Here is a 15,730-nt window from a genome sequence, read left to right on the forward strand (position 1 = left end):
GAAGTAACGGGTATCGATAGCTTAGCAAAGACATCAGAGGCTGCTGGGGATCATCCGGCAGCCTCGCTAAGCTATACCAGCTAATAGGACGTCAACATTTTTCATTAAATGCCTTTTTTGATTAATGCTATACTCAAAATGAGCATGTCAAATAACCCTCCAAAGCAGTGATGGAAAGGTCTCTCACTAATTTATCTTATTGAGAATTGAGCGATATCTAAGCGCTGCATGAGATAAGCTGTCACGGGAAAAAATAATCCGTTGACCAGCATGCAGCCAGTTGTCAGAGAAGGGGACTTCTTTTGACGGTGTGTTTAGTTAACTATCGTTTGTCTTTTCCTTTCATCATCGGTATTTTAGGAAAGAAACCCCTTCTGCTCCAGCAAATCTTCTGTAGCCTGCCACAATTTGTGCTGCATTGTAGCATCTCCCCCGGGATGCACCGGTTCAATTGGTTTTCCGGTCCCAACATTAAAGTACCCGCCTGTCAGTTTTTGATATTCCGGCTCTACAATCAATCGTGTAATAATATCGGCTCCTCTTCGCGGATCTCCAAGACGAAGGGCTTTCAACAATCGTTCTAATACGGATGCAAACCAAAGTTCTCGTCCTAGTCCGGTAACATTAAATCCTGGATTTAGCGCATTTACGCTGATTCCCGTACCTGCCCACCTTCGTGCCAGTTCAGCAGTGAACATAATATTGAACAATTTGGTTTTTCCATAAATGGCGGATGAACCGCGAGCGGTAAAGGGAGTTATATCAGTTAAATCCTCGGGGAGCTTTAAAACGCCGTGACGGCGTGAAGCTTCAGAGGCAACATTGACAACTTTGGCCTTCCCTGCGTTTTGTAGAGACGGCTTTATCGTATGTGACAACAGCCACGGTGATAAATAATTGACAGCAATCATTTCAGGAAGGCCCTCGGGAGTAATACGGGGCTCGAAGGCATGAATTCCCGCATTGTTCAATAGCACATCAATTTTAGGGTAAGCGGCTGCTATTTCACTGCCAACCCGTTTAACATCCTTTAATAGCGATAAATCTCCATAAAAAAAGTCAACCTTCGCTGATGATGTAATCGCTTCAATCTGTTTTCTAGTAGCTTCAGAACGTTCTTTACTCCTGGCAGTCAAGACAAGGTCAAAACCGCGTCTTGCCAATTCAATCGAGACAAGCTGTCCAAGACCGCTGGTGGCACCTGTTATGACAACCGTTGCTTTTTTAGGCATCATCATTTCTCCTTCATGTGATACAATTTTTTCGAATAATAATAGGCGAGTCAGGGTATTTGATTGACATATGTCCATCATATTGAATTGATTGATATATGTCAATCAAAGTGGAGTTATTATTTGATCGAAAGAAAGGTGAGTGAGGATGAACTATACTCCATCCAAAAATGAATCGAGGGAGAAACTGGAGATTGAGTTGGGCGAGCAGCTGAACGCACTCATCAGCGCTTCACATGCCCTAAATGTCAGATCCGCAGCGAAATTCGATTCCTCCTTACAGCCTGCAGCTTTCCATATTGTTCGCTGGCTGTACTCCTATGGCCCAACTAATGCTGCCACTTTAGCGGAATCAACTGCGATGGATCGAAGCTCGGTCAGTCGCCTTGTCAAACAGCTCCAGGCTCTGGGGTATGTGAGCAGAGAAGCTTCCCCTAATGATGGTCGTGAAATTGTGCTATCTCTTACCGCGCATGGACAACAAAAAATAATAGAAGCGCTTAAGGAGAAAGAGTCTGTTTTTTTTGAACGAATCTCGGACTGGAAAGATGAGGAGCTTCATGATTTCACCCAAATGCTTAAGCACTTTAATGGATATAATCGTAGGATGAGAACGTAATCTTGGCTGCGTCCCCTTTTGGAAGAACCTTCAAACAGAAGTGCCAAATCCTATCATGTGCAAACCTTAGGGTTTCATGGGTATGAATAGACGCACAGTAACAACAGCGGTAGTCTAAGCCTTTATTTTCAGGTCTTAAGTCGCCGCTGTTTCATTTATTGGGTTCAGTCTTAAACGAAACCAGCTAATAGTACGTAAATATTCTCCAACAAACAATGCCGATGACTTTAAACGGCTTTCCTCCCGCTTGACTCCAAGGCGTAAAAAAGAGTACAATCATTTCCACAAAGGAACGATCGTTCCGAAAAGAGAAAAACAGGCTTGTTTCGGAAATGATTTAGGAAGCAACCATCGAGTCTCAGCGACTCGATTTTTAAAAACCTTTTTCGGAACGATTATTCCAGAATGCGTCAAAGATCTAAAAATCGGATAATATAGGAGGATCATTATTATGACTCAAAGATTAACAACAGCTTCTGGTCATTATGTACCTGTGGGAGGCAACGTAACCTTGTATGTGGAAGATGTCGGGGAAGGGAAGCCGGTTGTGTTCATACATGGCCTCCCTGTCGGGCAAGCCATGTATGAATACCAAAGAAACGTTCTTCCGTTCAAAGGAATTCGTTACATCGGTATTGATTTGAGAGGTTTCGGGAAATCTGACCGTCCGTTCAACGGCTATTCGTACAATCAGTTTGCGGATGACATTCGCCGGGTGTTTGAGGAGCTTGAGATTGAAAATGCGACACTGGTCGGCTTTTCGATGGGCGGGGCCGTTGCGGTGAGATATATGGCAAGACATCAGGGTTATGGTGTTTCCAAGTTGGTACTTGCCTCCGCCGCTACGCCTCTCTTCACACAAAGACCGGATTATCCTTACGGCTTGCTGGTTGAGGTTGTGGAGTCCCTTGTAGAAGCTGCACAGCAGGACCGTCCACAGCTGATCGAAGGATTCAACAGCTCTTTGTTCTATCAAAAGCCGAGTCAGGCTTTTGTCGACTGGTACAACCGGATGTCGCTGGAGACCGATCCCATAGCTCTTGCAATGTCGCTCAAGAGCCTTGCTTATGAAGATTCGCGGGAAGAATTGTCCCAAATTCATGTGCCGGTTCGTATTTTCCAAGGCAAACATGATACAATGTCTTTTGAACCTCAGATTAACGGGTTTCCAGATGCGGAAGTCATCGTGTTTGAAGAAAGCGGCCATGGACTCGTGTTTGAAGAGAAGGACAAGTTTAACAGCGAGATCCTGCAGTTTGTAGAAGCTTAAGTGAAAATGGATTTTCACGCACCTTCCTAGCCGCTTAAGGTTGTTTTGGGAAGAGGTTGGGTATGAGCAGAAATAAAAGTTTTGAAATTCCAAAAGTATTGGATCTGGCAATTGACGTGTTTTGGGAGAAAGGGTACGAGGGTTGTTCTATGCAGGATTTGGTGGAGCAGCTTGGACTTAGCCGAAGCAGCATTTATGAGACGTTTGGAAGTAAAGAGGACTTGTACCTTCAGGCGCTGGAGCGTTACGACCGGCAATCCAAACAACAACTGGCGGCTATCTTGTATGAACAAAGGCCGGCGAAAGAACTTCTGCTGCGCTATTTTCACGAGGTCATCGAATATACGCGTCGCAGAAGCTGCTTTATGGTGAATGCTTCGTTAGAGCTGGCAGCTTCCCACCCGGAGGTATTTAAGCGGGTCCAAGCCAATATGGCTGAGAACGAGGAAGCCTTTTACCAACTGTTGGAACGTGCGGTGCAGACCGGTGAGCTGAAGGGAACCTGGAATTTGAGAGCATTGGCTCAATACCTGGTTAATGTTATGCACGGGATTACGGTGACCACGGTAACCGCGGAACGTGAAATGCTGGACAACATTGTGCGCAGTTCGCTTTACTTTCTACCGTGAGGCGTAAATAGGATAAAGAGCTGTACGGCTGGAGCTGGACTTCGGCGTGCAGCTCTTTTGGTTTATATAGATGCGTTTAGCTCGACCTTCTCCCGAGTGGTCCATAGTATCTCTGCTATGTCCCAAAAAGAATCCCACAATTATTAAAGCCGGTAATCCTTAGCGTACAAGATACCGGCGTTTTAGTGTTAAAGAGGTGTTTTTAAGTTACTTTGCGGTCTGTGTCAGCTACCCTTGTACTGGGACGTTTTGCTTTGGGACTCCGCTCTTCGTAAAAAATCAACGGCACGGTCAGGGAAGTCCGTAAACACCCCGTCAACTCCTGCTGTGAAGTAGAACTGATCGAGCATCTCCTCGAAGCTTGCTGCATAGGCAGGGATTTGTCCTTCATCCGCTCGGAAGGTGTATGGATGCACTTCCAGGTCAGCTTCATGAGCCTCTTTGACAAGATTGGTAATGATCAGGTGGTCTCTCGTCGACTCTTCTTTGATGATCATCGGCTTCCATGGCCCTACGCCGTCTGCGTATTTCGCAATTTCTTTCATCGCCCCTTTTTCAAACATCCAATCGTAGTTGTAGGGAACTGCCTTACCGTTTTCATAGTTCATGGTTTCGTTCCAGCCGGTTTCTGCCATGAGCTGTACAAGCTTCACGTTCATATTCAAATATGGATAGAGTTCCTTGCGAATCCGTTTTGCTTCATTGGGGTCGAAAGTCTGTATGTACGCTTTGTCATTCTTGGACACATAGCCGTACTTTTTCAACACCTGTAGCACTGCGAGGCTGATGTCCTTTCCTTCGTGTCTGTGGAACCAAGGAGCTTTGATCTCTGAATAGATCCCTACGTTACGACCTGTGCTTTTGTTCATACCCTGGATCAGTTCAATCTCTTCTTCCAGGGTGTGAACACTGAAGCTGGATTTCCAGAGAGGGAAGCGATCCGGATAGTCTTGTACCTGCTTGCCGTTTTCCACTGTGAAGACCTCTGTTGCTTTCAGTTTCTTGATCTCGTCAAGAGTGAAATCAATAACGTAGTACCTCCCGTCTTTTCGTTTTCGATCTGGGTAGACCTCCGCTACATTGGTTACGCTGTCCAGATAATGGTCGTGCATGATGACCAGTTTGTTGTCCTTTGTCATGACCACGTCTTGTTCGATGTAGTCGACTCCCATCGCGTAAGCCATCGCTTTTGCGGGCAGCGTATGTTCTGGCAAGTATGCGCTTGCTCCGCGGTGGGCGATGACAATCTTATCTGCTTCGGCAAAGGATACGCTTCCAAAGCTTGTTGTAATAGCGAGAGCGGCTGCCAGGGATGTAACCAGTTTTTTCATGTTCTGCCTCCTCCATTTGGATGAAAAAAAAGATCCACAAATTTCATTGGTAGGTTATACCATACCAAATGAAATATTGTGAATCTCCTTATCTCCATCACAAAAATATTATATTGTTTACTAATGTAAGGGAAAAAGAAAGCGCTGTCAATAAATTGTTGGCGGCTGCTCTTTTAAAGCAGAAATTTGATATTCCATAACGAAAATTTCTCTTTCACGGCAGCGTCTTTCCTCCCTACAAAAAAAACAGCAAGGCTGATCGCAGGACCAACCTTGCTATTTTTCCGTACATCACGAATTATAACTTCACAGGCTCTCCTGCGAATACTTCTAATTCCATAGCTGCTGCAAAAAAGGAGGGAGCTTCCTTCACAAAAGCCTGAAAATGAGCGCTTGCATTGTGGACCGCTACTGCGGCAGCGTCCTTCCACTTTTCTACCATGGTGTAGTGATATTCTTGCTCTGTGCTTTTCAGAAGGGTGTATCCCACATTCCCTTCTTCAGCTTGGCTTGCAGCAACCAGGGCTTTAGCCGCTTGAAGGAAGGCTTCTTCCTGTGCGGGTATCACTTGCAGATGGGCATGTATAATAAGCATGGTTTTCTACCTTTCTTCCAACGAATTTGAATTATTTCCAGGTTGTCACTGTCTCAACAGGGAGACGGTAAGATGGGTATCCTTCCTTGGCTGCTTTCCCGATACTGATCAGCATGATCGGTTGATAGCGATCTTTGTCCAAATCAAACGCTTCTGCTATTTGATCCTTTTCATAGCCGCCGATCGGGTTCGTGTCATAGCCGAATGAACGGGCAACCAGCATCAATTGCATGGATACGAGACCGGCATCGATAAAATTGACATCCCGCAGGTCAGAAGCTGGTATATTGGCGTAGTAAGGCTTTACGGCTTTCAGCTGCATGTCCTTCACTTCCTGCGGCATGTATCCGAGCTCGACAGCTTTTCCAAATATCTCATCCATATATTCCGCATTATTCATGTCGACGAATACGGCAATGACGGCGGAAGAGGTGAGTACCTGCGTCTTGTTGAAGCGTGCCAGCTCTGCAAGCTTTTCTTTCTCTTCTTGACTTTCGATCACCACAAAGCGCCAAGGCTGCATGTTGACCGAAGATGGAGCGCGTGTGGCTCCCGCTAGAATTTCAATCATTTCCTCGCGGCTGATTTTTATTTCAGGATCATAAAGTTTGACAGAACGACGACCAAACGTGATTTCACGAAAATCATTTGTTCTTTGTACTGTGTTTATCATGTGAAAACAGACTCCTTTCTTGAACAATCAAATGTTGTTTTGCATCCGTTTGAGAAAATCAGTTAAGACCTGCGTTTCATCCTCGCTGAAGCCTTCCAGAATCTGCTGGATAAAATTTCGTTTCTCGCTTTTGTACCCTTCAATCCGATGATGTCCTTCTTCGGATAGACGAACGAAGGTTTCGCGGTTATCATTTGGATTTTTGTGTCGGGTCACCATGCAATCCGCTTCCAGTTGCTTCAGGTGGCGTGTAATGGCAGCACTGTCGATATTGATGTGCTTTTGTAGCTGGGACTGATTGATTTCGTTGCATTCACAAAGGATTTGCAGGATCGCGAGACGAGTAGAGCTGATTCCGGTACAGCGTTCGAACTTGGGACTTATTTTATTGGTTAATCCAATGAGCAGATTCAGTATCTGCTCCTCTTCAAATTCCTTGCGTGTCATGAAAAATGCCTCCCGGGGGCAATATGAATAGGAACTCAGTCATATATCCACAAGCAATGACAACATACAGTCAGTTGAGCATGATAACTTGATGATATTTGACGCATCAACTATTGATACGTCAAATAATATAACACCTTATTTTAGCGTTTGCAACATATGATCCCTGCAAAAGTCGCTGGACTAACGGATGTGATAGCAATTTCTTCAGGGTATCATCATGTTCTCCCTCAAAAAAAGACGGGACGGTATGGTCATAGCAGAAGTTAAGTGATTCATACGAAGAGGGAATGGAGAAAAGGGAGAGGGGGTAACTTACTCCAATCGCAATTAATGGATAACGAAAGGAAGCTTCACTTGCTAGGTCCTGATGCGCCGAAATCAGTCGTGGTCAGCTTTACGAAGTAAGTGATGGGTACGGTGCTGAATGTTTGATCCCAATCTTTTTTTACTTTCTCCCACGTTTTTGGATACTCGATTCGCAAACGTTCTCCGAATCCGGCAACATCAGCATGGAAATTGTTTTGCATTTTTGCTGTGACACTCTTGACTAGTTTACGTACTTCCAATTCAGCCGCTTTTTCCACCCTTTTCAGGAATTCATTTTCAAAAGGATTCGCATTCAACACCCAATTTTCAGACAAGCGTCCCTTCGAATTGATATGCACATCAAAGGAAATCTTGTTTCCGTCAACATGGGGAGTGATTTTGCTCTCCATGGTTTCGATCTCATAGATGATGAGTTGACCTGTCTCCTTGTCATGGCTTCTCACTAGCCCTCCTTTTCCTTTTCCGGTTATCCACGTTATACCCTCCAAATCCATTTCGTTTAAAAATCCCGCCCATTTTTTTGTCTTTCCATTGATCACGGCTGCTCCCTCAAACTTCACTTCTTTGCCAGAAGCGGCTACATTTTGCAAGAGAAAGCTTGATTCGGAATTCAACTTGGCCGTTAATTTGGCGAGTGACACAGGAGGTAAAATTTTGGCTGTTCGGCTTCGGTTATCTACGATTCCAAGCAAATTCAGTGCTGGCAATTCTCCAGGTTTTTTGGTTTCCAAGACATTGCGGGCATTCCCATTACTAACCAATACCAAGCAGCTTGGACGTATTTCGTTATCTCGCAGAAATAGATCCAGCAAAGATTCCAAACGATGTGTGTGTAACAGAGCCTCGCTAATCACAATGACTTTTAAGTGCGGGCTGAACAAGGGGGCATCATGACTCAATGAAAATTCACGGATGATTGGAAGGATAGATTCACCGGTTTGGGACGCATTCAAATATGCTTTTTGTTGTGGTCCTGCCGAACTGCTTTCTTTGCTTGTTGCTTTTGGGTTAATAAATTGATAGGTCATGGTGATTGTGTCAACGTGAGGAGGGCTCTTTCCCTGCTTTTCCAGCTTTTTTTCAACATTTGATTTGTTGCCGACATCCAATGCCAAACCGATGCCTACACCCATCTTGTCGATATCGTTGCTGCTCCAGCATCCGGTCAGTAAGAAGAGCAGGAAAACAGATAACGATGTCAAGAGGAGGAGCCGCTCACGATGATGACTTTGCTTCATGCTTACCCACCTTCCAGCCAGAAATAATAAGAAGGAGAAGGGGCATTACACCAAATAAGAAAAAGGCTGCATTGCCGACAACATCTCCAAGTGCAAATACACTATTGATTTCTTTAGGAGTCATCGTGATGATGTAGATAACAGGCAGCAATCCAAATAGAAACGGTTCAATATTTTTCTTGAAGAGCTGGGCGAGGCCTAGGGCGGCTGAGTAGTAAGCCAACGTGAAAGTAGAAAAGATTTGCATAATCCATAATACGAGCAGCAACGATTCAAACCGTTCAAAGAGTAAACCGGTAATTTCAAAGCTTCGTATGAGATCAATGGTCGGCCATGTCCTTGTGACGACTCCATCGATTGAAAACGCCCCAATGACCATCACGACTGTGATCAGGTAAAAGATCAACGAGGCGCTAATTCCCACCACAACGGCTTTCACGGCTTTGTTTGGCTGTCTCATGTATACCACCAGAATCATCATTATTTCAAAACCGGTATAAGCGAGCGCAGTGGGTTTAATCCCATCGAACACCGGTTTCCACCCCAGCCCCAAAACGGGACGAAGATGATCGATTTCAAAAATTTTTATGCTCATCAAGGAAACCACCAAAAAAAAGAGGACAGTAATTGGCAAGATAATCTCAAGCATACGGGCGAGACAATTGATGCCACCTACGACAAGATAAAGCGCAACCCACAAAAATACCATAACAATGGCCCACGTTGGGGTTTTCTCCAGCAAGTAAAAGGTTGTTACTTCAGCCATAGATCGGACTTGAAGAGATGAGGTTAAACAAAAATAACAGATGATGAGAAGGCTGAGTATCCCTCCAACCCATTCCCCTGCAATCTCCTGGCTATATTCAAAAAACGTTTTATCCGGGAACCGCTGGCTTAATTTTACAATAATTATCCCAGTGAGCATCGCGAGTAAACCGCCAATGAGGACACTTATCCATACATCCGGTGTTTTTGTTTTTTCCACTGAGATTCTAGGCAGGGTAAGGATTCCCGCTCCCAGTATAAAGTTGATGATGATCACTGCTGTTTGCGAGGTGGTGATCCGATCATTTCGGGTGGGTATCATTTTGGGCTTCACCTTCTATACTGAGTGGCTATCCTTTGCGAGTCGGCTCTTTCGTATGCAGCATTTTTGGACGGCGTTTCATCATCATGAGTGGCATGCGCACCATAAAATCTTTCCAATCCCTTAACCGATAGGGAACAGCAGGAGTAACATAAGGTACACCAAAACTTTTTAGTTTTACCAAATGACTCGTAAGCAGGAGAAAAAACAAAATCACCCCGTACAATCCAAACATGGCTGCGGAGAACATGACCAAAAACCGAATGAGACGTAAGGAAATACCCAGGTTGTATGACGGAATGGCAAAGGAGGAAATAGCAGTGACAGCCACGACGATTACCATAATTGGGCTGACAATACCAGCTTGTACTGCAGCTTGACCAATAATCAGTCCACCGACAATCCCGATGGCAGGGCCGATTGGTTTCGGCAATCGAAGACCGGCTTCTCTCATAATCTCGATGGAAACTTCCATGATCAGTGCCTCCAATAGAGCGGGAAATGGAACTCCTTGTCGAGTGCTGATGATGGAAATAGCCAATTCGGTAGGAATCAACCCTTGGTGAAAAGAGATAAAGGAAATATAGAGGGCCGGTATAAGCAAGGAAGCAAAGGCAGTGAAAAAGCGCAACAAGCGAATGAATGTGCTTGGAATCCAGCGCTCATAATAGTCTTCAGGAGATTGCAGGAGCATGCTGAACGTAACCGGAACGATTAAGGCAAAAGGAGTACCATCCAGCAAGATGGCCACTCGTCCTTCCAGTAATGCACTGATGACGCGGTCAGGCCGTTCTGTGCTCTGCACCTGCGGGAATGGGCTGAGATAATTATCTTCAATAAATTGCTCCACATAGCCGGATTCCGGCACATGGTCAATTTTAATTTTCGTAATTCGGTTTTTTACTTCTTCAACCAATGCGGGATTCGCAATCTCTTTCATATAGGCGATAATCAGCTCTTTTTTTGCACGCTCGCCCACCTGAAATTTTAGGAAGAGAAGATCTCCATTTTCACCGTGTCTCCGCAATAGGGCGGTATTTTCGCTTAACGTTTCCGTGAAGCCTACTCTAGGGCCTCTGACCAAAGATTCTGAGACAGGTTCATCTATATTTCTTGTTTTTACTTTTACGGTATTAAGAAGAAAAGCATTTGCAGCCCCTTCAATCAATAGTGCCGTGAAGCCAGTCAATACTTTTGTCCTCAGATCGTATACATCCCGGCATTCCAGTATTTCATGGATGGAAAGCACATGATTGATGAAAAACTCTTTGGAAACAGAAACGTCCCCGGAAGAATGCTCCTGTACCATCACTGCCACAGAATCATTCATGAGCGTTTTCAGAATAGTATTATCGATGAGATCCCGATCGGATAACCCATCTACAAAAATAATGGAAGCACGAATGGCAGTCTGTCCGAAAGAAAATTCGCGGACATGCACATCTGCGTTTTGGCCGATTTCCTGACGGATAAGATTCAAATTCGATAGGTAATCGTCTGTAAATGGAGTGATACTTTCCATCTATATCACTCTTCCTCCGTTGTACGAATCCAATGAAATAATCTTGAAATCGCATAAGGAACAAGAAAAACGACTGCGGCTTGAATAAAAACTGGCCAGGCAGGAAGATTTGAAACAATTGTTTTCCACATGGTTTTCCTCCTTGCAGCTTCATTACAGTCGTAAAAAGAACTTGTCCTATTTTGTTCTTGCATGACAATTCTTATTCCAATCAGCTGGAAAATCGATTGTATAGTAGTACAGTCGTAAGGAAGCGAAAATTCAGAAATGGATTTAAAAGTAAATTTCCTTCGGTCAAAAATGGTGCAGCATATCTTTTATGTGGTATTCAATGTTCAGGTTAGGCCACTCTGGATCGGGGGGAATCGGTTCTGGTACATCGGTGAAATCCGGCTGGAGAAGGAAGTTGGCAGGTAATATGTCATGGTGGATTCTGATCAGAATACCAGTCAGCCGGCATTCGACCGCGCACAGTTAGCGCGAGTACTGGTTTATGCTGAGCCACTGGCTTAAAGCGAACGCAGGTCAGTGGTTTTCTTTCAGCATGATACTATGTTTGTGATTTATAATTACCTGTTATGACAAATTATTGTTATAACAGGTTTTTTTGAAGAATAGTTGTTGAGGGAAAGTGTCATAAATTCGTATAAAGAATTTATTTCATATACTTTGTTTTTTACTCGTTTGGTATAAGAAAAAATGTTTATTCGAAAATACTACTTTTGCATCAACTAGAGAGTTTCATAGTGAGAGGATTAACCTACATTGTGAAATTGTGTTTTTGGTTCTAAATACTGTTTTTTAATATCGGGTGTCAGGTTTTTTCAAAATATGTTGATCAGGAGCAGTGGTTTCGAAGACTGGTTATTCATACCATAAAAAAAGAAGGATAAAAATCACAACGATTTTCATCCTTCTTTTTGCTATTTTAATGATTTTTAACTACTTCCTGCCCCCGCACATTCCAAGTAAGGGCAAAAACAAGAGCAGCCAATACGCACGAAGCTGTCAGCAACATAAATCCTGCATCCCAGCCGGATTTATCAACGATAACCCCCATCAATGCATTCGCTGTGACTGTACCGCCCAGGTAACCAAACAGACCCGTCAGCCCTGCAGCTGTTCCGGCAGCCTTTTTCGGAACAAAATCAAGGGCTTGCAAACCAATCAGCATGACTGGACCGTAAATCAGGAAACCGATAGCGATCAGGCAAATCATATCGACCACGGAATTTCCAGGTGGGTTGAACCAGTAGACCAGAACAGCGATCAATACGCCTAGCATAAAGACAAACCCTGCGGGTCCACGGCGGCCCTTGAACAATTTATCGGACAGCCAGCCGCACAGGAGCGTTCCCGGGATACCTGCCCATTCGTACAAGAAGTAGGCAACGCTCGACTTGCTCATATCAAAGCCTTTTTCCTCGCTCAAATAGGTCGGCGCCCAGTCGAGAACGCCGTAACGGACGAAGTAAACGAAGATGTTGGCAATCGCGATTGCCCAAACCCATTTGTTGTTCAACACATATTTGAAAAGGATTTCTTTTGTGGAGAATTCTGTTTCAAACGTTTTCTTCGCCTTATTTGGATAGTCATTGCGATATTCTTCAATAGGCGGCAGGCCGACTGACTGCGGAGTATCGCGAATTAAGAAATACGTAATGATTGCAAAGACAATGGCAACCAGAGCAGGCAGGATAAACACGCCTTCATATCCGGAAGCGGTATTACCCGAAAGCCCGGCGAACATCGCTGCACCTGCAACAGCGAGGGGGGCCATCAAGCCTCCGCCAACGTTATGGGCTACATTCCAAATGGCTGTTTTGTTTCCTCTTTCACTTACACTAAACCAGTGTACGAGGACACGCCCGGATGGAGGCCAGCCCATTCCCTGGAACCAACCGTTCAGGAACAGCATTACAAACATGATCGAGACGGATGAGGTGAAGTAAGGAACAACGCCCATCAGCAAACTAATAAGTGCAGAAAGAATCAAACCGGCAGGTAAGAACATTCGCGGGTTGCTTCGGTCTGAAAAAATGGCCATTACAAACTTGCTGATCCCGTAGGAAATTGAAATGGCGGATAACGCAAAACCGAGCTCTGTTTTTGTATATCCTTCTTCAATCAAATAAGGCATGGCGAGCGAGAAGTTTTTGCGGATGAGATAGTACGCCGCATAACCGATGAAGATTCCGAGAAACACCTGAAGCCTGAGCTTTTTATACTCAGAATCAATTTGTTCGTCAGGCAATCTGTCAATAGGCGGTGCAGGCTTAAACAGTTTGAGCATCTTATTCCTCCCCTAAGTAATTTTTAACAAGGATGGCGATACACGTAAAAAAACCCATACCTTAATGGCGCTTTCAAAAATGAAAGTGCCAAAAAGTATGAGTCTCCGAATCTCCATCATAGTTAACTTGTCGTAAGTGTATTCTATTATTCTGTGAAAACGTTGTCAATGATGTTATTCTGAGTTATTTTACCATGAGAAACGGAGCGATAAATTTCTTTGCCGGGGAAAGATGCTTGTTTTTGTAATATACATAGTTGCTTCCGCGTTGAAACGTAGCCCTTCTAATGGGAATGGAGGTTTGGAGCATAAGAAAATTTTCCGCAAAAACGCGGTCGCACCTCTTCGAAAAAGCCTCGATAGAGGTTTTTTTATGTGTATATTAATCAAAAAAATACATCTTTTCCAAATATAAGGATATTGTTATATTAGCTCATCTGTATGAGGGGGGTTAAGCAAAGATGTAAAGGACACTCTTTTTTTATTACAAGTAAAAATGAAGGAGGATTTGTTTGATGTATTTGATAAGAAAAACAGGATTTTTGGTAGTACTGTCGCTTATCTTAATCTTTTCTATATTCCCGCAGTCTTCTAACGCCATGACACCGTGGACTCCCAACACCGTATACAACTTAGGAGACGTGGTTACGTATCAAGGGCAAGATTACAAATGTACATTTGCTCATACATCGCTTGTCGGATGGGAACCGCCCAACGTACCAACACTGTGGCAACTGCAAGGTCCCTCTGCTCCCGATACCATTCCACCTACGTCCCCAGCAAATCTGAGTGAAGTAGGGAAATCAAGCAGTTCGGTCAGCTTATCTTGGTCAGCTTCTACGGATAACATAGCTGTTCAGGAGTATCTCGTCTACAACGGAGATACACTCGCTGGTACATCGAATACAACATCCTATACTGTGACTGGGCTTCTAGCGAATACGACTTATTCATTCACGATACAGGCAAAAGATGCCGCAGGCAATGTATCCCCACCCAGCGCCTCGATAATGGTAACAACTTTAGCTAAATCCCCAAATGAACCGGTATCCAAACGAGTTTTGATCGGCTACTGGCATAATTTTGACAATGGTTCTACGGTACTCAAGCTAAGAGATGTCTCAGATAAATACGATGTAATCAATGTTGCGTTCGCAGAACCAGTCGGTGGCGATCATGCGACAATGGGATTCGTGCCGTTCAATGCATCCATTGAGGAATTTAAGTCGGATATCGCCTTGTTAAAATCAAAGGGGAAGAAGGTCCTCATCTCGATTGGCGGAGCGAATGGTACAGTCGAGCTGACGACAGAAGCTGCCAAACAAAATTTTATTACCTCGATGACTTCGATCATTCAAACGTATGGTTTTGATGGTATGGATATTGATCTGGAAGGAAGCTCCTTATCGCTAAATGCGGGGGATACTGATTTTAGAAATCCAACAACACCTAAAATTATAAACTTAATCTCAGCGACTCAGACGATCACGAATACATTTGGCCCATCTTTCATTTTGACAATGGCGCCAGAAACGGCTTATGTCCAAGGAGGTTACGCTTCCTATGGTGGGCCGTGGGGCGCTTATCTGCCTGTGATTCATGCCCTTCGCGATCGAATGAATTATATCCACGTCCAACACTATAATTCTGGAGCGCTAGAAGCATTAGATGGTCGTACGTATCAACAAGGAACGGCTGATTTCCAAGTAGCGATGGCAGAAATGCTATTGAAAGGATTCCCTATCGGTCGTAATCCTAACAACATGTTTCCAGCTTTGAGGGAGAACCAAGTCGCTATCGGGCTGCCTTCTGCTCCAAGTGCTGCCGGGGGAGGGTATACGTCTCCTGCCGATATCCAGAAAGCCCTTCAATATTTGGTAAAGGGCACGTCTTTTGGAGGAACTTACAAACTCCAAAATCCAGCTGGTTATCCGCAGTTCCAAGGAATTATGACCTGGTCTATCAACTGGGATGCTAGAAACAACTATTCGTTTGCCAATAATGTTCGCACGTCGCTTGATTCACTGAACCAGTAATGACGGAATCTTTGAAAAAACCCACCCGCTCTCACGGGTGGGTGTCATTGTCATTATGCAAGTTTGATCTGAGTACGACTATCCTTTATAAGTAAGGATATAAAAGTCTGATGTAGCGGTTGTAATGACCCAATCTGGAGGATCGGAGTCGATTTTGAAATCGTTCTTGTAGCTCCAAAATTAACACTAGTGATTCCTGATACTTTACGAGAGTCGGTTGATTTATTTTGAAGTAACGTTTCCTGAGAAGATGTTGAGAGTTCAGCAGCCTGGGTAGGAATGGATAGAGACATTGTAACTACTAGTAGACCCAAAGCAGAAAGCATACTTTTTTTTAGCATGAACAAAACATCCTCTCATAGAAAATATTGTATGTGCGGATTCGTTTTTGTCCTATTGAACTCCTTCAACTTTGCTGGTAAAACCGG

At 44.2% G+C, this 15,730-nt stretch carries 14 protein-coding genes; 4 read left to right on the top strand and 10 right to left on the bottom strand.

Annotated features, from left to right (window positions below; translation table 11 throughout):
* Positions 1–356: 356 nt before the first annotated feature.
* A complete protein-coding gene (locus ACM6JA_RS11590; protein WP_414852397.1) occupies positions 357–1,232 on the bottom strand; it encodes an SDR family NAD(P)-dependent oxidoreductase in 876 nt (291 codons plus the stop codon).
* A 148-nt stretch (positions 1,233–1,380) separates the two neighbouring features.
* Here ACM6JA_RS11590 and ACM6JA_RS11595 point away from each other — a divergent pair, with 148 nt between their 5' ends.
* The 3 genes from ACM6JA_RS11595 to ACM6JA_RS11605 all read left to right on the top strand — a co-directional run bounded on the left by ACM6JA_RS11595 (position 1,381) and on the right by ACM6JA_RS11605 (position 3,750).
* Entirely contained in the window at positions 1,381–1,851 is a 471-nt protein-coding gene (locus ACM6JA_RS11595) for a MarR family winged helix-turn-helix transcriptional regulator (protein ID WP_414852398.1), read from the top strand.
* Between the two features lie 451 nt (positions 1,852–2,302).
* Complete coding sequence (locus ACM6JA_RS11600) at positions 2,303–3,121, top strand: alpha/beta fold hydrolase (RefSeq protein WP_414852399.1); 819 nt, start codon at positions 2,303–2,305, stop codon at positions 3,119–3,121.
* Positions 3,122–3,183: 62 nt separating this feature from the next.
* Positions 3,184–3,750: a TetR/AcrR family transcriptional regulator gene (locus ACM6JA_RS11605; RefSeq protein WP_414852400.1), complete on the top strand. Its 567-nt coding sequence runs from the start codon at positions 3,184–3,186 to the stop codon at positions 3,748–3,750.
* Between the two features lie 224 nt (positions 3,751–3,974).
* On the opposite strand, the gene glpQ is transcribed toward ACM6JA_RS11605, so the two are convergent.
* The 9 genes from glpQ to glpT form a co-directional block, all read right to left on the bottom strand.
* On the bottom strand, positions 3,975–5,081 hold the full coding sequence (gene glpQ / locus ACM6JA_RS11610) for a glycerophosphodiester phosphodiesterase (RefSeq protein WP_414852401.1): 1,107 nt from the start codon (positions 5,079–5,081) through the stop codon (positions 3,975–3,977).
* Positions 5,082–5,379: 298 nt separating this feature from the next.
* The gene (locus ACM6JA_RS11615; RefSeq protein WP_414852402.1) at positions 5,380–5,676 is read right to left on the bottom strand and encodes a putative quinol monooxygenase; all 297 of its coding nucleotides are present in this window, start codon (positions 5,674–5,676) and stop codon (positions 5,380–5,382) included.
* 31 nt (positions 5,677–5,707) lie between these two features.
* Entirely contained in the window at positions 5,708–6,349 is a 642-nt protein-coding gene (locus ACM6JA_RS11620) for a nitroreductase family protein (protein WP_414852403.1), read from the bottom strand.
* 27 nt (positions 6,350–6,376) lie between these two features.
* A complete protein-coding gene (locus tag ACM6JA_RS11625) occupies positions 6,377–6,796 on the bottom strand; it encodes a MarR family winged helix-turn-helix transcriptional regulator (protein ID WP_414852404.1) in 420 nt (139 codons plus the stop codon).
* 353 nt (positions 6,797–7,149) lie between these two features.
* On the bottom strand, positions 7,150–8,364 hold the full coding sequence (locus ACM6JA_RS11630) for a Ger(x)C family spore germination protein (RefSeq protein WP_414852405.1): 1,215 nt from the start codon (positions 8,362–8,364) through the stop codon (positions 7,150–7,152).
* Entirely contained in the window at positions 8,342–9,451 is a 1,110-nt protein-coding gene (locus ACM6JA_RS11635; RefSeq protein ID WP_414852447.1) for a spore germination protein, read from the bottom strand. Before ACM6JA_RS11635 ends, ACM6JA_RS11630 begins: the two co-directional genes overlap by 23 nt.
* A 28-nt stretch (positions 9,452–9,479) precedes the next feature.
* Entirely contained in the window at positions 9,480–10,973 is a 1,494-nt protein-coding gene (locus ACM6JA_RS11640; protein WP_414852406.1) for a spore germination protein, read from the bottom strand.
* Between the two features lie 5 nt (positions 10,974–10,978).
* Positions 10,979–11,104: a hypothetical protein gene (locus tag ACM6JA_RS11645; RefSeq protein ID WP_012684041.1), complete on the bottom strand. Its 126-nt coding sequence runs from the start codon at positions 11,102–11,104 to the stop codon at positions 10,979–10,981.
* A gap of 797 nt (positions 11,105–11,901) precedes the next feature.
* Entirely contained in the window at positions 11,902–13,266 is a 1,365-nt protein-coding gene (gene glpT / locus ACM6JA_RS11650) for a glycerol-3-phosphate transporter (protein ID WP_414852407.1), read from the bottom strand.
* 515 nt (positions 13,267–13,781) lie between these two features.
* Between glpT and ACM6JA_RS11655 the strand changes: the two genes are divergently transcribed.
* Positions 13,782–15,302 carry a chitinase gene (locus ACM6JA_RS11655; RefSeq protein ID WP_414852408.1) on the top strand — a complete coding sequence of 507 codons (1,521 nt, stop codon included), beginning with the start codon at positions 13,782–13,784 and terminating at the stop codon, positions 15,300–15,302.
* Positions 15,303–15,730 lie beyond the last annotated feature (428 nt).

The organism is Brevibacillus sp. IT-7CA2 (assembly GCF_949767855.1).
In the GTDB taxonomy this organism is placed as follows: domain Bacteria; phylum Bacillota; class Bacilli; order Brevibacillales; family Brevibacillaceae; genus Brevibacillus.

Bases quoted from the DNA above. Each gene is read 5' to 3' on its own strand.
- ACM6JA_RS11590 (WP_414852397.1), bottom strand. From the start codon at position 1,232: ATGCCTAAAAAAGCAACGGTTGTCATAACAGGTGCCACCAGCGGTCTT.
- ACM6JA_RS11595 (WP_414852398.1), top strand. From the start codon at position 1,381: ATGAACTATACTCCATCCAAAAATGAATCGAGGGAGAAACTGGAGATT.
- ACM6JA_RS11600 (WP_414852399.1), top strand. From the start codon at position 2,303: ATGACTCAAAGATTAACAACAGCTTCTGGTCATTATGTACCTGTGGGA.
- ACM6JA_RS11605 (WP_414852400.1), top strand. From the start codon at position 3,184: ATGAGCAGAAATAAAAGTTTTGAAATTCCAAAAGTATTGGATCTGGCA.
- glpQ (WP_414852401.1), bottom strand. From the start codon at position 5,081: ATGAAAAAACTGGTTACATCCCTGGCAGCCGCTCTCGCTATTACAACA.
- ACM6JA_RS11615 (WP_414852402.1), bottom strand. From the start codon at position 5,676: ATGCTTATTATACATGCCCATCTGCAAGTGATACCCGCACAGGAAGAA.
- ACM6JA_RS11620 (WP_414852403.1), bottom strand. From the start codon at position 6,349: ATGATAAACACAGTACAAAGAACAAATGATTTTCGTGAAATCACGTTT.
- ACM6JA_RS11625 (WP_414852404.1), bottom strand. From the start codon at position 6,796: ATGACACGCAAGGAATTTGAAGAGGAGCAGATACTGAATCTGCTCATT.
- ACM6JA_RS11630 (WP_414852405.1), bottom strand. From the start codon at position 8,364: ATGAAGCAAAGTCATCATCGTGAGCGGCTCCTCCTCTTGACATCGTTA.
- ACM6JA_RS11635 (WP_414852447.1), bottom strand. From the start codon at position 9,451: ATGATACCCACCCGAAATGATCGGATCACCACCTCGCAAACAGCAGTG.
- ACM6JA_RS11640 (WP_414852406.1), bottom strand. From the start codon at position 10,973: ATGGAAAGTATCACTCCATTTACAGACGATTACCTATCGAATTTGAAT.
- ACM6JA_RS11645 (WP_012684041.1), bottom strand. From the start codon at position 11,104: ATGTGGAAAACAATTGTTTCAAATCTTCCTGCCTGGCCAGTTTTTATT.
- glpT (WP_414852407.1), bottom strand. From the start codon at position 13,266: ATGCTCAAACTGTTTAAGCCTGCACCGCCTATTGACAGATTGCCTGAC.
- ACM6JA_RS11655 (WP_414852408.1), top strand. From the start codon at position 13,782: ATGTATTTGATAAGAAAAACAGGATTTTTGGTAGTACTGTCGCTTATC.